This window comes from Kitasatospora sp. CM 4170 (assembly GCF_032110285.1).
Lineage (GTDB): Bacteria > Actinomycetota > Actinomycetes > Streptomycetales > Streptomycetaceae > Kitasatospora > Kitasatospora aburaviensis.
Window position 1 is genome coordinate 5,379,481 of the sequence record NZ_CP134877.1, and the last position, 16,773, is coordinate 5,396,253.

The 16,773-nt window shown below is 74.7% G+C and carries 15 protein-coding genes and 1 tRNA gene; 12 read left to right on the forward strand and 4 right to left on the reverse strand.

Annotated features, from left to right (window positions below; genetic code table 11):
- Window positions 1–111 precede the first annotated feature (111 nt).
- Window positions 112–687 (reverse strand): 5-formyltetrahydrofolate cyclo-ligase, encoded by a 576-nt coding sequence (locus tag RMN57_RS23045; protein ID WP_313765229.1) that lies wholly within the window; start codon window positions 685–687, stop codon window positions 112–114.
- A 60-nt stretch (window positions 688–747) separates the two neighbouring features.
- Here RMN57_RS23045 and RMN57_RS23050 point away from each other — a divergent pair, with 60 nt between their 5' ends.
- The 8 genes from RMN57_RS23050 to RMN57_RS23085 all read left to right on the forward strand — a co-directional run bounded on the left by RMN57_RS23050 (window position 748) and on the right by RMN57_RS23085 (window position 7,191).
- Window positions 748–1,656 carry a GGDEF domain-containing protein gene (locus RMN57_RS23050; protein ID WP_313765230.1) on the forward strand — a complete coding sequence of 303 codons (909 nt, stop codon included), beginning with the start codon at window positions 748–750 and terminating at the stop codon, window positions 1,654–1,656.
- A gap of 13 nt (window positions 1,657–1,669) precedes the next feature.
- Window positions 1,670–2,590 carry a UTP--glucose-1-phosphate uridylyltransferase GalU gene (gene galU, locus RMN57_RS23055; protein WP_313765231.1) on the forward strand — a complete coding sequence of 307 codons (921 nt, stop codon included), beginning with the start codon at window positions 1,670–1,672 and terminating at the stop codon, window positions 2,588–2,590.
- Between the two features lie 116 nt (window positions 2,591–2,706).
- Window positions 2,707–3,972: a gephyrin-like molybdotransferase Glp gene (glp, locus tag RMN57_RS23060; protein ID WP_313767928.1), complete on the forward strand. Its 1,266-nt coding sequence runs from the start codon at window positions 2,707–2,709 to the stop codon at window positions 3,970–3,972.
- A 109-nt stretch (window positions 3,973–4,081) separates the two neighbouring features.
- On the forward strand, window positions 4,082–4,582 hold the full coding sequence (moaC, locus tag RMN57_RS23065; RefSeq protein ID WP_313765232.1) for a cyclic pyranopterin monophosphate synthase MoaC: 501 nt from the start codon (window positions 4,082–4,084) through the stop codon (window positions 4,580–4,582).
- A 31-nt stretch (window positions 4,583–4,613) separates the two neighbouring features.
- The gene (locus tag RMN57_RS23070; protein WP_313765233.1) at window positions 4,614–5,117 is read left to right on the forward strand and encodes a MogA/MoaB family molybdenum cofactor biosynthesis protein; all 504 of its coding nucleotides are present in this window, start codon (window positions 4,614–4,616) and stop codon (window positions 5,115–5,117) included.
- Complete coding sequence (locus RMN57_RS23075) at window positions 5,114–5,740, forward strand: GNAT family protein (protein ID WP_313767929.1); 627 nt, start codon at window positions 5,114–5,116, stop codon at window positions 5,738–5,740. The genes RMN57_RS23070 and RMN57_RS23075 overlap by 4 nt, the downstream gene beginning before the upstream one ends.
- Before the next feature lie 213 nt (window positions 5,741–5,953).
- Complete coding sequence (locus tag RMN57_RS23080; RefSeq protein WP_313765234.1) at window positions 5,954–7,024, forward strand: hypothetical protein; 1,071 nt, start codon at window positions 5,954–5,956, stop codon at window positions 7,022–7,024.
- A 93-nt stretch (window positions 7,025–7,117) separates the two neighbouring features.
- Window positions 7,118–7,191 (forward strand) — tRNA-Ala (locus tag RMN57_RS23085).
- 137 nt (window positions 7,192–7,328) lie between these two features.
- Here RMN57_RS23085 and RMN57_RS23090 read toward each other — a convergent pair.
- The 3 genes from RMN57_RS23090 to RMN57_RS23100 form a co-directional block, all read right to left on the reverse strand.
- The gene (locus RMN57_RS23090) at window positions 7,329–7,808 is read right to left on the reverse strand and encodes a universal stress protein (RefSeq protein WP_313765235.1); all 480 of its coding nucleotides are present in this window, start codon (window positions 7,806–7,808) and stop codon (window positions 7,329–7,331) included.
- Between the two features lie 112 nt (window positions 7,809–7,920).
- Window positions 7,921–8,793 (reverse strand): peptidase, encoded by an 873-nt coding sequence (locus RMN57_RS23095; RefSeq protein WP_313765236.1) that lies wholly within the window; start codon window positions 8,791–8,793, stop codon window positions 7,921–7,923.
- 2 nt (window positions 8,794–8,795) lie between these two features.
- A complete protein-coding gene (locus tag RMN57_RS23100; RefSeq protein ID WP_313765237.1) occupies window positions 8,796–10,115 on the reverse strand; it encodes a VWA domain-containing protein in 1,320 nt (439 codons plus the stop codon).
- 400 nt (window positions 10,116–10,515) lie between these two features.
- Here RMN57_RS23100 and RMN57_RS23105 point away from each other — a divergent pair, with 400 nt between their 5' ends.
- The 4 genes from RMN57_RS23105 (at window position 10,516) to RMN57_RS23120 (ending at window position 16,758) form a co-directional block, all read left to right on the forward strand.
- On the forward strand, window positions 10,516–11,844 hold the full coding sequence (locus RMN57_RS23105; RefSeq protein WP_313765238.1) for an FtsW/RodA/SpoVE family cell cycle protein: 1,329 nt from the start codon (window positions 10,516–10,518) through the stop codon (window positions 11,842–11,844).
- Window positions 11,844–13,460, forward strand: a complete 1,617-nt coding sequence (locus RMN57_RS23110; RefSeq protein ID WP_313765239.1) for a penicillin-binding transpeptidase domain-containing protein — start codon at window positions 11,844–11,846, stop codon at window positions 13,458–13,460. Before RMN57_RS23105 ends, RMN57_RS23110 begins: the two co-directional genes overlap by 1 nt.
- A gap of 246 nt (window positions 13,461–13,706) precedes the next feature.
- On the forward strand, window positions 13,707–15,215 hold the full coding sequence (locus tag RMN57_RS23115; RefSeq protein WP_313765240.1) for an amino acid permease: 1,509 nt from the start codon (window positions 13,707–13,709) through the stop codon (window positions 15,213–15,215).
- A gap of 133 nt (window positions 15,216–15,348) precedes the next feature.
- Window positions 15,349–16,758: a hypothetical protein gene (locus RMN57_RS23120; RefSeq protein ID WP_313765241.1), complete on the forward strand. Its 1,410-nt coding sequence runs from the start codon at window positions 15,349–15,351 to the stop codon at window positions 16,756–16,758.
- Window positions 16,759–16,773 lie beyond the last annotated feature (15 nt).

Here is a 16,773-nt window from a genome sequence, read left to right on the forward strand (position 1 = left end):
CGGCACCCGGTCGGAACCGCCCCGCCGGCACCCCGTCGGAACCGGTCCGCCGACGCTCCGTCGGACGGCCCACGGCCCCGCCCCCGCAGCACCGGGGGGCGGGGCCGTTCGTCACCCCAGCCGGTGCAGCCCGGACGGGGTGAGCGCCACGTCCACCGGCAGGTCGTGCGGCTCGGCCGGCACCTCGGCCAGCAGCTCGTGCTCGTACAGCAGCACCGCCAGCAGCGGGCGCACCCCGGCCCGCTCCAGCCGGGCCAGCACCCGGTCGTAGGAGCCGCCGCCCCGGCCCAGCCGCAGCCCGGCGCGGTCCACCGCCAGCCCCGGCAGCAGCACCAGCCCGGCCCCGGTCACGGCCTCCGGCCCGAGCCGCCCGCCGACCGGCTCCAGCAGTCCCCGCCCGGCCGGGGCCAGCGCCGCGGGGCCCGCGTACTCGGCCCAGTCCAGGTCGTTGTCGGCCAGCAGCACGGGCAGCAGCACCCGCACCCCGCGCGCCCGCAGCGCGTCCAGCAGCGGCCGGGTGCCCGGCTCCCCGCCGACCGACACGTACGCGGCCACCGTGGCCCCCGGCGCGGCCAGCTCGCCGGCGTGCGCGGCCAGCGCGTGCGCCGCCTCCTCCCGGGCGTCGGGCGTCAGCGCACGCCGCTGCGCCAGCAGCCGTGTCCTCAGCTCGCTCTTCTCGTTGTGCACGGGATCCTCCACAGCTCTGTGCCGGTGACGCCCAGAGCCTGTCACGCGGAAGGCACCCCCATGTCTACCCCGCTCCTGGTCCAGGCCCTGGCCGCGTTGAGCGTTCCGGCGCTGGCCGGCGCCACCCTGTTCGGGCTGCGCCTGCGCCGCGGCGACGGCGGGGCCGCCGTGCGCGAGGCCGGGCTGCGCGCCCGGGTCGCCGAACTGGAGGCCCGCTGCGCGGAACTGGAGCGCACCGCCTCCTGCGACCCGCTCACCGGCGTCTGGAACTACCGCCACCTGCAGCTCACCCTGGACCGCGAGATCGAGCGCTCCCGGCGCGCCGAGCAGAACGAGCAGCAGGACGGACCGCGCCCGCTGGCCGTCCTGCTGCTGGAGATCGCCGGCTTCGAGGCGGTGGTGGCCGAGCACGGCCGGGGCCGGTCCAACGCGGTGCTGCGCGACCTCGCCCAGCGGCTCGGCATGGAGATCCGCCGCTCCGACACCTTCGGTCGGTACAGCGGCGAGGAGTTCCTGGCGGTGCTGCCGGACACCGGCGCCGAGGGGGCCGCGCAGGTCGCCGAGCGGCTGGTCTGGTCGGTCCGGCGGCACCTGCTGCTGGACTGGTCCTCCGGGCCGCGGGCGGACCGCCGCCCGGCCGGCAACGGGCTGACCGCCGCCGTCGGCGTCGCGGTGCTGCCCGCGGACGGTACGCACGCCGCCGTTCTGCTCCGGGCCGCCGACCGGGCCCTCGCCGAGGCCCGCGCGGCCGGCGGCGACTGCTGGCGCGCGGCGGCCTCCCCCCGGCCGGACAGCGGCTCCGATGCCGAGGGTGACCGTTCGGAAAAGGCGGGTAGTCTGTCGCCCTGTGTCGGAGAGGACCCCCTCTCCTCACCCGTCACACCACCTCTGCCTGCCATTGTGGCCGGGCTCAGCGACGTGCTGTCACAGCCGGTCAGCCGTGCCCGGTCAGGCGAAAACGTGCCTTAGTAAGGTAAAACGCATGACGACGACCAGCTCCCGAATTCCGGTAACCAAGGCCGTGGTACCCGCGGCCGGACTGGGCACCCGCTTCCTTCCGGCCACCAAGGCCACCCCGAAGGAGATGCTGCCCGTCGTCGACAAGCCGGCGATCCAGTACGTCGTCGAGGAGGCCGCCTCGGCGGGCCTCTCCGACATACTGATGGTCACCGGGCGCAACAAGCGCGCCCTGGAGGACCACTTCGACCGTGCCTACGAGCTGGAGGAGCTGCTCGCCCGCAAGGGCGACCAGGACCGCCTGCGCCGGGTCCGCGAGTCCGTCGAGCTGGCGAACATGCACTACGTCCGCCAGGGCGACCCGAAGGGCCTCGGCCACGCCGTCTCGGTCGCCGAGCAGCACGTCGCCGGCCAGCCCTTCGCCGTCCTGCTCGGCGACGACCTGATCGACCCGCGCGACCCGCTGCTCTCCCGGATGATCGAGGTCCAGCAGGAGCTCGGCGGCTCGGTCGTGGCGCTGATGGAGGTCGACCCCTCCCAGATCCACCTCTACGGCTGCGCGGCCGTCAAGGCCAACGGCTTCGGCGAGGACGTCTTCCAGGTCACCGACCTGGTCGAGAAGCCCGACACCGCCGACGCCCCGTCGAACTACGCCGTGATCGGCCGCTACGTCCTCGACCCCTCGGTCTTCGACGTGCTGCGCGAGACCCCGCCCGGCCGCGGCGGCGAGATCCAGCTCACCGACGCGCTGCGCGAGCTGACCACCCGCGACGTGGAGTCCGGCGGCCAGGTGCACGGCGTCCTCTTCAAGGGCCGCCGCTACGACACCGGCGACCGCGCCGACTACCTGCGCGCCATCGTCCGCCTGGCCTCCGAGCGCGAGGACCTGGGCCCGGAGTTCCGCTCCTGGCTCCGTGAGTTCGTCGCCTCCGAGCTGCAGGACTGAGCAACCGACAGAGAGCGAGAGCGCCGATGACCGGGTCCACGGACAGCAGCACCACCCCCGCCGCAGCCTGCTGCGACGGGTCCGCGGACCCGGCACCGGCGCCCCGCCCGCCCCGGATGTGGACCGTCGACGAGCACCTCGCCGACGTCCTCTCCGCGGTCGCCCCGCTGCCCGCGATCGAGCTCCAGCTGCTCGACGCCCGGGGCTGCCGGCTCGACGAGGACGTCCTGGCCGACGTCGACCTGCCGCCCTTCGACAACAGCTCGATGGACGGCTACGCGCTGCGCACCGCCGACACCGTCGGCGCCACCGCCGAGTACCCCTCGGTGCTCTCGGTGGTCGGCGACATCGCCGCCGGCGCCGGGGAGCTGCCGGCGGTCGGCCCCGGCCAGGCCGCCCGGATCATGACCGGCGCGCCCGTGCCGCCCGGCTCCCAGGCCGTCGCCCCGGTCGAGTGGACCGACGGCGGCAGCGGCACCGGCCGGGCCGCCGACGCGATGGGCGCCGCCGTCGAGGACGAGGAGGTCCGGGTCCTGCGCCCGGTCCCCGAGGGCGCCCACATCCGCCGCCGCGGCAGCGACGTCGCCGCCGGCACCCGGGTGCTGGAGGCCGGCACCCGGCTCGGCCCGACCCAGCTCGGCCTGCTCGCCGCGATCGGCCGGGCCACCGTCAAGGTCCGCCCCCGCCCGCGCGTGGTGGTGCTCTCCACCGGCAGCGAGCTGGTCCAGCCCGGCGAGCCGGTCGGCCCCGGCCAGATCGCCGACTCCAACAGCTTCACCCTCACCGCCGCCGCCCTGGACGCCGGCGCCATCGCCTACCGGGTGGGCGGGGTGCCGGACGACGCCGCGCGGCTGCGTGCCGTCCTGGAGGACCAGCTCGGCCGGGCCGACCTGATCGTCACCAGCGGCGGCGTCAGCGTCGGCGCGTACGACGTGGTCAAGGAGGTCTTCGAGTCCTACGGGGGCGTGGACTTCCGCCGGCTGCGGATGCAGCCCGGCAAGCCGCAGGGCTTCGGCCGGATCGGCGCCGGGGACTCCGGACCCGGCGTGCCGCTGCTGGCCCTGCCCGGCAACCCGGTCAGCGCCTACATCTCCTTCGAGCTCTTCGTCCGCCCGGTGATCCGCACCATGCTCGGCGCCGAGGACGTCCACCGCCCGGTGGTGCGCGCGGTCTGCCCGGTCGCGCTGCGCTCCCCGGCCGGCCGGCGCCAGTTCCTGCGCGGCGGGTACCGGGCGGCCGACGGCGTGGTCGAGCCGGTCGGCGGGGCTGAGTCCCACCTGGTCGGCGCGCTCGCCCGGGCGGACTGCCTGATCACCGTCCCCGAGGACGTCACGGAGCTGCCCGCCGGCAGCGAGGTGGACGTCGTTCTGCTCGGCGGCTGAGACCCCCGCTGCGACGGGCCGTCTCACCGGCACGGCCCGTCCCACGCCCCGGCCGGGACGGGGGGTACGGTAGCGCGGTATTCGATCTGCGCGCCCCCTGGAGCCACCCGTGACCACCTCACCCCCCGGCGACCGCCTCACCCACGTCGACGACCAGGGCGCGGCCCAGATGGTCGACGTCTCCGAGAAGGCCGCCACCGCGCGCACCGCCGTCGCGGCCGGCCGGGTCAGGGTCTCCCCGCGCGTGGTGGAGCTGCTGCGCGGCGAGGGCGTGCCCAAGGGCGACGCCCTGGCCGTCGCCCGGATCGCCGGGATCATGGGCGCCAAGAAGACCCCCGACCTGATCCCGCTCTGCCACCCGATCGCGGTCTCCGGGGTCAAGGTCGACCTCGCCGTCGCGGACGACGCGGTCGAGATCACCGCCACCGTGAAGACCGCCGACCGCACCGGCGTCGAGATGGAGGCGCTCACCGCCGTCGCGGTGGCCGGCCTCACCGTGATCGACATGGTCAAGGCCGTCGACAAGGGCGCCGCCATCGAGTCGGTCCGGGTGCTCAGCAAGACCGGCGGCAAGAGCGGCGACTGGTTCGCGCCGGAGGCGGCGCGGTGATCGGCACCGACGAGCGGGGCGGGGTGCACGCATGAGGGCGCTGGCGGTGACCGTCTCCAACCGGGCCTCGGCCGGGGTGTACGAGGACAAGGGCGGCCCGCTGCTGGTCGCCGGCCTGCGGGCGATGGGCTTCGCCGCCGACGGCCCCGAGGTCGTCCCGGACGGCGAACCGGTCGAGGCGGCCCTGCGGGAGGCCGTCGCGGCCGGCTACGACGTGGTGCTGACCACCGGCGGCACCGGCATCTCCCCGATGGACCTCACCCCCGAGATGACCGCCCGGGTCATCGACCGGCAGGTCCCCGGCATCGCCGAGGCCATCCGGGCGCACGGCCGCGGGAAGGTCCCGACCGCCTCGCTCTCCCGCGGGCTGGCCGGCCTCGCCGGACGTACCCTGATCGTCAACCTGCCGGGCTCGACCGGCGGCGTCAAGGACGGCCTGGCCGTCCTCGAACCGCTGCTCGCGCACGCCGTCGACCAGCTCGGCGGCGGGGACCACCCCCGGCCCGACACGCCTGCTTCCGGGAGAGCGCACTGAACGCCGGCTGGCCGGTAGAGCTCCACGAGGGGGACGTCGCGCTGCGCCCGATCCGGGCCCGCGACCAGCGCGAATGGCAGGAGGTCAGCCAGCGGAACCGGGACTGGCTGCGCCGCTGGGAGGCCACCGTGCCGCCCGGCCCGGCCGGCCACAACGCCGGCCCGCGCCCGACCTACCGGCAGATGGTGCGCTTCCTGCGGGGTGAGGCCTCGGCCGGGCGGATGCTGCCGTTCGTGGTGCTCTACAAGGGCCAGCTGGTCGGCCAGCTCACCGTCGGCGGGATCACCTGGGGCTCCATGTGCTCGGCCAACGTCGGGTACTGGATCGACGAGGCGGTGGCCGGCCGGGGCATCATGCCGACCGCGGTGGCGCTTTCGGTGGACCACTGTTTCGGCGCACTCGGACTGCACCGGATCGAGGTCTGCATCCGCCCCGAGAACGGGCCGAGTCGGCGGGTGGTGGAAAAGCTCGGGTTCCGCTCGGAAGGAATGCGCCCGCGCTATCTGCACATCGACGGCGACTGGCGGGACCACCTGGTGTACGCGCTCACCGCCGAGGAGGTCCCCGAGGGGATGCTGGAGCGCTGGCGGATGCTCAGTTCCGGCCGCGGTCCGGGTAATTGAATATATGTTCGAATCAAATATCGATATGGCATCGGCGTGCCGACGGACGGGCACAAATGCCGGCAAAATAGTCGGAGAATCAGCTTGATCACACGACACGCCGAGCCAAATTGCTACCGGGCCTTCCCCGGCGCCCGTACGGTGTGAAACGTGAGCAGTAGCGGCCTTATCTACGCCGTCATCGTAGGGGCCTGGGCCGCCTATCTCGTGCCGATGTGGCTCCGCAGGCAGGACGAGCTCAACGAGGCGCGCCCGACGGAACGCTTCAGCACCGCCATCCGCCTGCTGGCCGGGCGTTCGGCGCTGGAGCGGCGGGCATCCCGGGCCCTGGGCGACGAACCGCGTGACGACGAGCAGAGCAGCGACGACGGCCCTCCCGAACGGGACGAGGCCGTCTCCGGCGACCCCGAGGGCGCCCCGGCGGACCGGACTGACCGGACGGACCGCGCGGACGGGGTGGGTAGGGAGGCCGGGCCCCGGGTCGAGCACCCGGCCGATCCCGATCCCGATCCCGGCCCCGACCCGGCGCCCGCGATCGACCGCCCGATCGACCGCCCGGCCGAGCGCCCGGTGGGCGGCGCCGTCGACCGGCGGGCCGGGAGCGAGCGCCGGGCCCGGCTGCTGGCCCGGCGGCGCCGGATGGTCAGTGCGCTCTTCCTGGCCTTCGCGCTCGGCGCGGTGGTCGCGGCGGTGGCCGGTCTGGCCTTCCTCTGGGTCCCCGCGGTGCCTGCGGTCCTCCTCACCCTCTACATCGGCCACCTGCGCAAGCTGGAGCGCCAGCGGTACGAGGTGAAGCTCGACCGCGCCCGGGCCGCCCAGGCGGCCGAGCGGCTGCGTCAGCGCGAGCGGCAGCGCACCGAGGTCCGCGCGGTCGAGGACGCCCCGGCGGAGGCCGTCGAGGCGCCCGTGGGCGCCCGCCCGCACCTGCGGCTGGCCGCCGACCCGGCGCCGGCCGAGACCGGCCCGGCCGGCTCGGCCTCGGCGGTGGCGGAGGCGACCGAGCACGAGGAGTGGGTCGACGGCATGCGGGAGCGCGCCGCGGCCGGCCCCGACTCCTGGGAGCCGGTGCCGGTCCCGCTGCCGACCTACGTGACCGCCCCGGTGGCCCCCCGGGTCAGCCGCGGTCTCGACCTGTCGGCCCCCGGCACCTGGACCGCCGGCCGCCCGGCGGAGGTCCGCCCGGCGGAGGTCCGGGCGTCGGCGGAGGCCCGCACCACCCCGCTCTTCGACCAGTACGCCGAAGCGCCGGCCGTGGAGAGCCGCCCCCGCGCCGCCAACGAGTGACGGCCCCGGGGGCGCTCCGGCGCCCCCGACCAGGGCCGCACTCGGGGGGTGGTCACGAGCCCCCTCCGAAAGGTGCTAGAGTTTCTTCTCGTTGGGGCTGTGGCGCAGTCCGGTAGCGCACCTCGTTCGCATCGAGGGGGTCAGGGGTTCGAATCCCCTCAGCTCCACCCAACAGGAAGTCCCGCCCGATCATCAGATCGGGCGGGACTTCTGCGTTGTGGGGTTGGTGGCGCCGGAGGGGGCGTCAGGCGTCCGCCGAGGGGGCCGGGTTGGCCGGTGTGACGATGATCACTGCGGCGGGCCGTCACTCCTTCACGAGGACCACGGTGCAGCCGGCGTGGTGCACGCAGTACTGGCTGGTGGTGCCGAGCCGGGCGCCGGGCGGGGCGCAGCGGCCGCGGCGGCCGAGGACGAGGACCGCGGCGTCCGCGGCGGCGGAGACGAGGGCGGGGCCGACCGGGCCGGCCTTGAGCCGGCGGTGGACGGCCGGGCGGCCGGGGTCGGTGGGGTCGGTGGGGGCCGCCGGACCGGCGGGGCCGGGGGAGAGGGCGGCGGCCAGGGTCTCGTCGAGGATGGCGGCGGCGCGGCGTTCGGGCCCGAAGCCGTCCAGGGCGGGCAGGACGAGGCCGTGCGCGCCGTGCAGGGAGGGGAACTCCCAGACGGTCACCGCCTCCAGCGGCCCGCCGGTGAGGGCGGCCAGCCGGGCCGCCCAGCGGACGGCGGCGTGGGAGTGCGGGGAGCCGTCCACCCCGACCACGATCCTGCCGTCCGGCCGCGGAGCCATGGTTCGAGGGTAGGGCGGTCCCGCCGTTTCCGCCGTTTCCGCCGGGAACGGCCGAGGGCCGGCCGGAGCGGTGCTCCGGCCGGCCCTCGGGGCGGCTGCGGCTCCGTGTCGCCTACGGCTGCCCGGAGCCCGCGTACGGGCCCGGCTGCGGGGCGCCGGACTGCGGCGGCACCGCGCCGTAGCGGGCCGGACGGCGGCCGCGCGGGTGGCGGGTGAGGGTGTATCCCGCGACGCCCGCCAGGGCGGCCAGGGCACCCCCGCCGAGCGTCCAGAACCAGCGGCTGTTCCAGCCGGAGAACCAGCCGGTGTACCAGTGCTCCTCGGGCTCCTCCGGCGCGGCCGCCTTGGCGGTGGACGCGCCGCCGCCGGCGGGCGGGACCAGCGGGGCCTTGAGGTCGCCGCCCTCGGGCTGGGCGTTGTCCGCGTCGCCCTTGGCGCTCACGTGCAGCTGGACGGAGGCGGCGAGGCCGAGGTCCGGCTGCGGGGCGTCGGCGACCGAGAGCCGGACGTAGTAGGTGCCCGGCAGCGGGTCGCCGGACCACGGCTCGGCCCAGGAGCGGACCTCGCGCAGGGTGCAGCTCAGCGTGATCGTCGAGGTGCCCTCGCCGGCGGTCGCGTTCTGGGTGCCGCCGGTGCAGGACTGGCGGCGGCGCAGCCCGTCGAACACCTCGACGCTCCAGGTCTGCGGGCCGTGCCGGTCGGCGGCGGCGGCCAGGCCGACGGTCAGGCCGACCGTCGGGGTCTGGCCCTCGGAGGCGCCGAAGGCCCAGTACAGGTAGTCGCCGGTGGAGGCGGCGACCTTGGCGTCCTGGCCGGGGGAGAGGTTGATGGCGGTCAGGAAGGAGGTCCCGGCCTTGGTGGCCGGGGCGGGGGTGCCGCTCGCGGTGGGCGAGGGCGAGGCGGCCGAGGCGGCCGGGGCCGCGAGGGCGAGGGCCGGGAGCAGGGCGAGCCCGGCCAGGGCGCCGCGGATCGTCGGGTTGGGCATGGTCAGTTCTCCTGCCAGACAGCGATCCGCCAGCGCGCGATCCAGCCGAACAGCAGGCCGGTGATCAGGCCGGCCAGGGTCAGTACCAGCAGCAGGATCCAGCCGTGGCCGAGACCCATCGCCGGGCCGTCCGGGGCGGGGGAGGCGGCGGTGAGGTCGACGGTCAGCTCCAGCGGCAGTCCCGGGTCGGCCTGGACGCCGGGCTGGCCGGCCAGCGAGTTGCTGACGACCAGGCAGACGGTGGTCTCCGGCTTGCCGCTCGCGGAGGCGGACGGCGTGGCGGTGGCGTAGCCCTTGGAGTCGTCGGCGGACCAGCGCAGGCCGGCGGAGATCACGTCGGTCCGGCCGCTGCCGGCGTCGGTGCCGCGGACCAGCTCCTGGCCGGTGGCGCTGGTGGCCTGGAGCAGGACGCCGTAGTCGCGGGCCACGGCCCGGTCCAGCGCGACGCTGACCGAGGCGCGCAGCTCCTGCCCGGCCTTGACCGGGACGCGGTAGACGCGGTGCTCGGAGAACTTCTCGCGGTCGCTGTAGACGCCGGGGGTGAGGACGGGCGCGCTCTCGCACTTGTCGGTGCCGGCGGTCTTGACCGGGGTCACCGCGTAGGTGTCGTTGGAGCGGTCGACCAGCTGCTTCACCTTGTCGGTGAGCTGCTCCTGGGTCCGGACGTCGGTGTAGGTGCCGCCGGTGGCGTTGGCGATGCAGAGCAGCTGCTGGCGGGTCTTGTCGTCGTGCGCGAGGCCGAGCGTGTCGACCACCAGGTGGATGCCCTGGGCGGCGAGCTCGCGGGCCACGTCGCACGGGTCCGGCGGGGCGCAGGAGTCCTCGCCGTCGGTGATCAGCACCACCCGGCGGGTGGTCTCGCCCTTGCCGAGGTCCTGGGCGGCGCCGCGCAGGGCCAGGCCGATCGGGGTCCAGCCGGTCGGTCGCAGGGTGGCGACGGCGGTCTTGGCCTCGGTCTTGTTGGTCTTCCCGACCGGGAAGAGCTGCTTGGTGTCCTGGCAGCCCTGGGCCTTGTCGTCGCCCGGGTAGTTGGCGCCGAGGGTGCGGATGCCGAACTCGGTCTCCGCGGGCAGGGCGTCGATCACCTCGTTCAGCGACTGCTGGGCCACCGCGATGCGGCTCTTGCCCTGGATGTCGGTGGCCCGCATGGAGCCGCTGACGTCCAGCACGAGGTCGACCCGGGGGGCTTCCTTGCCGGCGGCTGCTCCGGCTGATGGTTCGTCGGCATGGGCGGGCAGGCCGCTGAGCAGCGCACCGCCGGTTATCGCCAGGGCGGCCAGCAGGCTGCCGAGCCTGGCCTTTGGTCGTCGTCCGGTAATCACGCGCCGATCCTAGGGCGTGCCCGAGGGATCATCAGTTCCCCCCGGCCGCCCGGGCCGGGTGGGCGGAGGGCCGGGCTCCGGCGTGAACTCCCGGGCGCCGGTGGGTGGTCGGGCCGCGGGCGGGGCGGCGTACGCCGGTCGGCCGTGGACGGAGCACCCGGCCGGGCGCGGGCGGGGCGCCGCGCGGCGCCGACGGTCCGTCGGCCAATGCGGGACACACCGTATGGAAGACCACATATATATGGATAGTGCTCGTTAGGGTGACGAAAAGGGGTATCGGCGCCCGCACGGCGTCCGGCACCGGCCGGCCCGTCCGACCGACGGGAGGACCCGTACGGCTCAGCTCCGTGACACCACTGCAGCAGGACACCCAGGACGGTCCGTGGCGACACCCTCCGCCGTGACGAGAACCGCCGGCCGGCCGCGCCGGGCGGTGCCCACCCGGCGCAACACCGAACTCGCGCTGGTCCTGGCCGCCGTGCTGCTCGCCGTGCTCGGCTACGCCGAGGTCGGCGGCAACATCGACGGCACGGTGCCCGCCGACGCGGGCGAGTACGGCGCCGCGCTGGGCGCGCTCGCCCTGCTGGCGCACGCCGTGGTCCGCTGGAAGGCGCCCTACGCGGACCCGCTGCTGCTGCCGATCGGCGTGCTGCTGAACGGGATCGGGCTGGTCGTCATCTACCGGCTGGACCGGGCCGCCCCCCGCGGTGACGCGGCGCCCGCCCAGCTGCTCTGGTCGGCCCTCGGGGTCGGGCTGTTCATCGCCGTGGTCCTGCTGGTGCGCGACCACCGGCGGCTGCAGCGCTACGCCTACCTCGGCGCGCTGGTGGCGCTGGTGCTGCTGGTCCTGCCGGTCCTCTTCCCGCCGGTGTACGGCTCGCGGATCTGGATCACGGTCGGTCCGCTCTCGTTCCAGCCGGGGGAGTTCGCCAAGATCCTGCTGGCGGTCTTCTTCGCGGCGTACCTGGCGGTGCACCGGGACGCCCTGGCGCTCACCGGCCGCCGCGTCTGGCGGTTCCGGCTGCCGCCCGGGCGGGTGCTGGCGCCCGTCCTGGTGATCTGGGCGGCCTTCGTCGGCGTCCTGGTGCTGGAGACCGACCTCGGCACCTCGCTGCTGCTCTTCGGCCTCTTCGTGGTGATGCTCTACGTGGCCACCGCGCGCAGCGGCTGGATCGCCATCGGCCTGTTCCTGGCCGCGGTGGCGGCCGCCGGGGTCGGGCTGCTCTCGCCGCACGTGCAGAGCCGGGTCGACGACTGGCTCGACCCGCTCGGCTCGATCGCGGCCGGCCGGGGCGCCAACCAGATCGCCCAGTCGCTGTTCGCCTTCGCCTGGGGCGGGGAGCTGGGCGCCGGGCTCGGCAACGGGCACTCGATCCTGATCGGCTTCGCCGCCAAGTCGGACTTCATCCTGGCCACCGTCGGCGAGGAGCTGGGCCTGGCGGGGCTCTTCGCGGTGTTCCTGCTGTACGCGCTGCTGGTCTCCCGGGGCTTCCGGACCGGCATCGCCCTGCGGGACCCGTTCGGGCGGCTGCTGGCGATCGGGCTGGCGGCCATCGTCGGCCTCCAGGTGTTCGTGGTGGCCGGCGGGGTGCTGGACCTCATCCCGCTGACCGGGATGACGCTGCCCTTCGTGGCCCAGGGGGGCTCCTCGGTGGTGACCAACTGGATCATCGTCGCGCTGCTGGTCCGGATGAGCGACCTCGCCCGCCGGCCCCCGGAGGAGGGCTGATGGCCCGCGACCACACCGGCGACGGCCCGGTGGGCGGCCCGACGGGGGGCCCGGCGGGCCGCCCGCGGAACGGCCGGGGCGGCGGCTCCCCGCCCCGGCCCCGGCCGCGACCCGGCGGCAGCGGGAACGGGAACGGGCCGCAGGGCCTGCCCGGGATCTCCGTCACCGGCCGCCGGGCCGGCACCTTCTGCCTGCTGCTGATCGTGGCGCTCTGCGCGCAGGCCACCCGGGTGCAGGTGTTCCGGGCCAAGGAGCTGAACCACAACCCGGCCAACCAGCGGCCGGTCATCGAGCGGTACTCCCAGCCGCGCGGGAACATCCGGGTGGGCGCCGACACCGTCACCGGCTCGGCGCCCACCGGGGGCCGGTACGACTACAAGCGCACGTACACCGCGGGGCCGCTCTACGCCGCCGTCACCGGGTACTCCTCGCAGGCCTACGGCAACAGCCAGCTGGAGGGGACGGAGGACGCGCTGCTCTCCGGCATCGACACCCGGCTGGCGAGCTGGGCCGTCTGGGACGCCGTCGCCCGCCGGCAGAACCCGGGCGGGGACGTCTACACCACCATCGACCGGGCCGCGCAGGAGGCCGCGATGCGCGCGCTGGGCGACCAGAAGGGCGCGGTCGTCGCGATCGAGCCCGCCACCGGCCGGATCCTGGCGCTGGCCAGCACCCCCACCTACGACCCGGGGAGCTTCTCCGGTGCCGTCTCCGCCGACCAGGCGGCCTGGAACCGGCTGCAGGCCGACACCGACCAGCCGATGCTCAACCGGGCGCTGCGGCAGACCTACCCGCCCGGTTCGACGTTCAAGGTGGTCACCGCCGCGGCCGCGCTGCAGCACGGGGTGGTCACCGACGTCGACGCGCCGACCGCTGCGCCGTACCCGTACGTGCTGCCGGGCACCACGACGCCGCTGCCCAACGACACCCCGGCGTGCGACCGGCCGGGGCTGTCGCTGGACGCCGCGATGGTGCACAGCTGCAACAGCGTCCTGGGCTACCTCGGGGTGCAGGTCGGGCTGGAGGGCATGGTCGCCATGGCGGAGAACTTCGGGTTCAACGACGCCAGGCTGGACCTGCCGGTCCGGCCGGCCCGCTCGGTCTTCGACACCGAGATGGACCAGGCCCAGCTGGCCCTGTCGTCGATCGGGCAGTACGACACCGCCGCCACCCCGCTGGTGATGGCGATGGTCGCGGCCGGGATCGCCGACAACGGCACCGTGATGCGTCCACAGCTTGTGGACAAGCTGACCCGCAGCGACGGGACCACCGTCCAGCTGATGCAGCCGACCGCCTACCGGCGGGCGGTGACGCCGGCGGTGGCCGGGCAGGTGCAGCGGCTGATGGTCGACGTGGTGGAGACCGGTACCGGCCGCAACGCCCGGATCGCCGGCGCGGTCGTCGGCGGCAAGACCGGCACCGCCCAGCACGGGGCGGACAACAGCGGGACGCCGTACGCGTGGTTCATCTCCTGGGCCAAGCCGGCCGGCTCGGGCGCCGTGCCGCCGGTGGCGGTCGCCGTGGTGATCGCGGACAGTAACGCCACCGATGTGACGGGTGGCGGGCTGGCGGCGCCGGTCGCCCGCGCGGTGATGCAGGCCGTGCTCAGTGGTTGAACCACTTCGGCACCCCTGACCTGGGGCTTAGCCGCTGCCGGAGGGATCTGCCGTTGGCGAAGTGTCCGGTTTGTGTAGGCGGATCTGACAATTCGTACAATGCGCTCGATCGTACTGTTCGTTTGCGACACTGGTGCATTCGCGCGGTACTGTCCCATCTTTGTTCGGTTGGTCCGCGATGACACCACATGGCGCGTCGAGTGACCGGCCGCTAGGACACCCTCCCCGCCTAGAAGGATCGTCGTTTTGGCCAGCAACACCGTTGGTGCGCGTCTGCTGCGACGCAAGCCCGTCTCCGCCCTGATCGCCGAGAGCGAGGGCGCCGACGCCCTGCCCGCCGGTGCGCCCGAAGAGGGCGGTCGCTCCGGCATCCACCTGCGCCGCTCGATCGGCCTCTGGCAGCTGTCCTCCATCGGCATCGGCGCCACCATCGGCACCGGCATCTTCTTCGTGCTGAACAGCGCGGTGCCGTCGGCCGGCCCGGCCGTGATCCTCTCCTTCGTGATCGCCGCGATCACCGCGGGCCTCACCGCGCTCTGCTACGCCGAGATGGCCTCCGCCATCCCGGTCTCCGGCTCCTCGTACTCGTACGCCTACGCCACCCTCGGCGAGGGCGTCGCCTTCGTGGTCGGCATCTGCCTGCTCATGGAGTACGGCGTCTCGGCCTCCGCGATCGCGGTCAGCTGGGCCGAGTACCTGAACAAGTTCCTCGACCTGGCCATCGGCTGGCAGATCCCGGACAAGCTGGCCGGCGCGCCCGGTGACGGCCACTGGTTCAACCTGCCGGCGCTGCTGCTGGTCGCCATGGTCTGCTTCCTGCTGATCCGCGGCGTGAGCGAGTCGGTGAAGGTCAACGCGGCCATGGTCGCCGTGAAGATCCTCATCCTGGTGCTCTTCGTCGGCGTCGCGCTGACCGCATTCCACTCCGGCAACCTGACCCCGTTCATGCCGCTCGGCATCGGCGGCGTCCAGGTCGCGGCCTCCAGCATCTTCTTCTCGTTCATCGGCCTGGACGCCGTGTCCACCGCCGGTGAGGAGGTCAAGAACCCGCGCCGCACCCTGCCGCTGGCGATCATCATCTCGCTGGTCGTGGTCACCCTGCTCTACATCCTGGTGGCCCTGGCCGGCATCGGCGCCCAGCCCTGGGAGAAGTTCGACGGCCAGGAGGCCGGTCTCGCCCAGATCCTGCAGGACATCACCGGCCAGAGCTGGCCCGCGATGATCTTCGCGGTCGGCGCGATCATCTCGATCTTCTCCATCACCCTCGTGGTGATCTACGGCCAGACCCGCATCCTGTACTCGATGGGCCGCGACGGCATGCTGCCCAAGCGCTTCGCCCAGCTCTCGCCGCGCACCGGCACCCCGGTCTGGAACACCATCGTGGTCGGCCTCGGCGTCGGCGCGCTGGCCGCCTTCATCCCGCTGGAGAAGCTGGCCGACATCACCAGCCTCGGCACCCTGATCGCGTTCTCGGTGGTCTCGATCGGCGTGATCGTGCTGCGCCGCACCCAGCCCGACCTGCCGCGCGGCTTCAAGGTCCCCGGCTACCCGGTCGTCCCGCTGGTCAGCGTCGGCTTCTGCATCTACCTGATCACCGGCCTGCACGCGGACACCTTCGAGGCCGGCGCCGTCGCGCTGGTCGTCGCGGTGGCCGTCTACTTCGGCTACAGCATCAAGCACTCCAAGCTGGAGCAGGCCGAGGAGCTCGCCGCCGTCGAGGCCGTCGAGCAGCCGGCCGACAGCAAGACCGGCTGAGCCCGGCGCCCGCAGGGCACCCGCTCACGGGGCCGCCGGTGGTGACCACACCCCGGCGGCCCCGTGCGTAACGCCGGACACTCCCTGGGCCGACATGGCGACAGGGCACCGCCCCCACCCATAACCTTCCACCATGGTGAGCACCCGCACGCCCGGCTTCTCCCGCCCGCGCGGCCGCTTCACCGGCCGTACGAGAGCGCCGGCCCCGGCCGCACCGGCCGGATCGACGACCCGACCCGGACGCCTGATCCGCGGCCTCGGACCCCGACCGTTCCCCCGTCAGCGTGGCGAGAACACGTTTCCGCCCACGCCCGATCGGCTGAATCCCGCCCGGCTCGCCGCGCGGCGCCGCGTCCAGTTCCTCGGCTGCCTGATCGCCGCCGGCTGGGCGGCGGCCTTCCCGATCGTCTCCGACCTGCCCAACCAGCGGCTCTGGGGCGCCATCGCCGCCCCCGCCTACGCCCTGGCCGGGCTCCTCTGCCTGACCCTGCCGCGCCGGATCGCGCCCCGCGCCGCGGCCGCGGCGGCCCTGATCGGGGCCGTCCTGGTACCGCTGGCCCTGCTGGCCCTGGAGGGCCGCCACCAGTCCGAGGTGATGGTGGTCGAACGCTCGGCGCACCTGCTGCTCACCACCGGCAGCCCGTACCTGCCGCACCCGGTGGTCGTCACCGACTACAACCCGTACCTGCCGGCCATGTCCCTGTTCGGGATGCCCCGTGCCCTGGTGGGCAGCGGTGGCCCGGTGGCCCAGCTGGTGGGCGACGCCCGGATCTGGTTCGCGCTGGCCTTCGTCGTCTGCCTGCTGGCGAGCTGGCGGCTGCTGCGGCCGACCCGCGACCGCGCGCCGCTGCTGCCGCTGGCGGTGCTCACCGCCTCGCCCCTGATCGCGCTGGCGCTGGTGGTGGGCGGGGTGGACCTGCCGCTGATCGGGGTCTGCTGCCTGGCCATGGCCCTCGCCGAGCGGGACCGCACGATCGGCGCCGGGCTCGTCCTGGCGATGGCCTGCACGCTGAAGTGGACGGCCTGGCCGGCGCTGCCGGTGGCCGTGCTGCTGCTCTGGCGGCTCTACGGACGGCGCCCCGCCGCCCGGGCCGGGCTCACCGCCCTCGGGGCCAGCCTCGTGGTGATGGTGCCCGCCGCGCTGGCCCGGGCCGACGCGCTGCGCGAGCAGGTGGTGCGGTTCCCGCTGGGCCTGACCGCGATCCAGACGCCGGCCGGCAGCCCGCTGCCGGGCAAGGTGCTGGCCGGCTTCGGGCCGACCGGGCACTCGGTGTCGCTGGCGCTGATGACGATCGGCGGCCTGGGGGTGGCGATCTGGCTGCTGGCCCGGCCGCCGGTCTCCGCGATCGCCGCCGCCGACCTGCTGGCGGCCGGGCTGGCGATCGCGTTCATGCTCGCGCCGGCCGGGCGGTTCGGCTACCTGGCGCTGCCGGCGGTGCTGGTGATCTGGCCCCGGCTGGCGGCCCGGCGGTGGAGCGCGCGGCCGCCCGTCCCGGCCAACTGCCTGCTGGCCCGGCCGGAGCCCGTCCTGCCCCGGAGGTGACCGGGGCAGGACGGG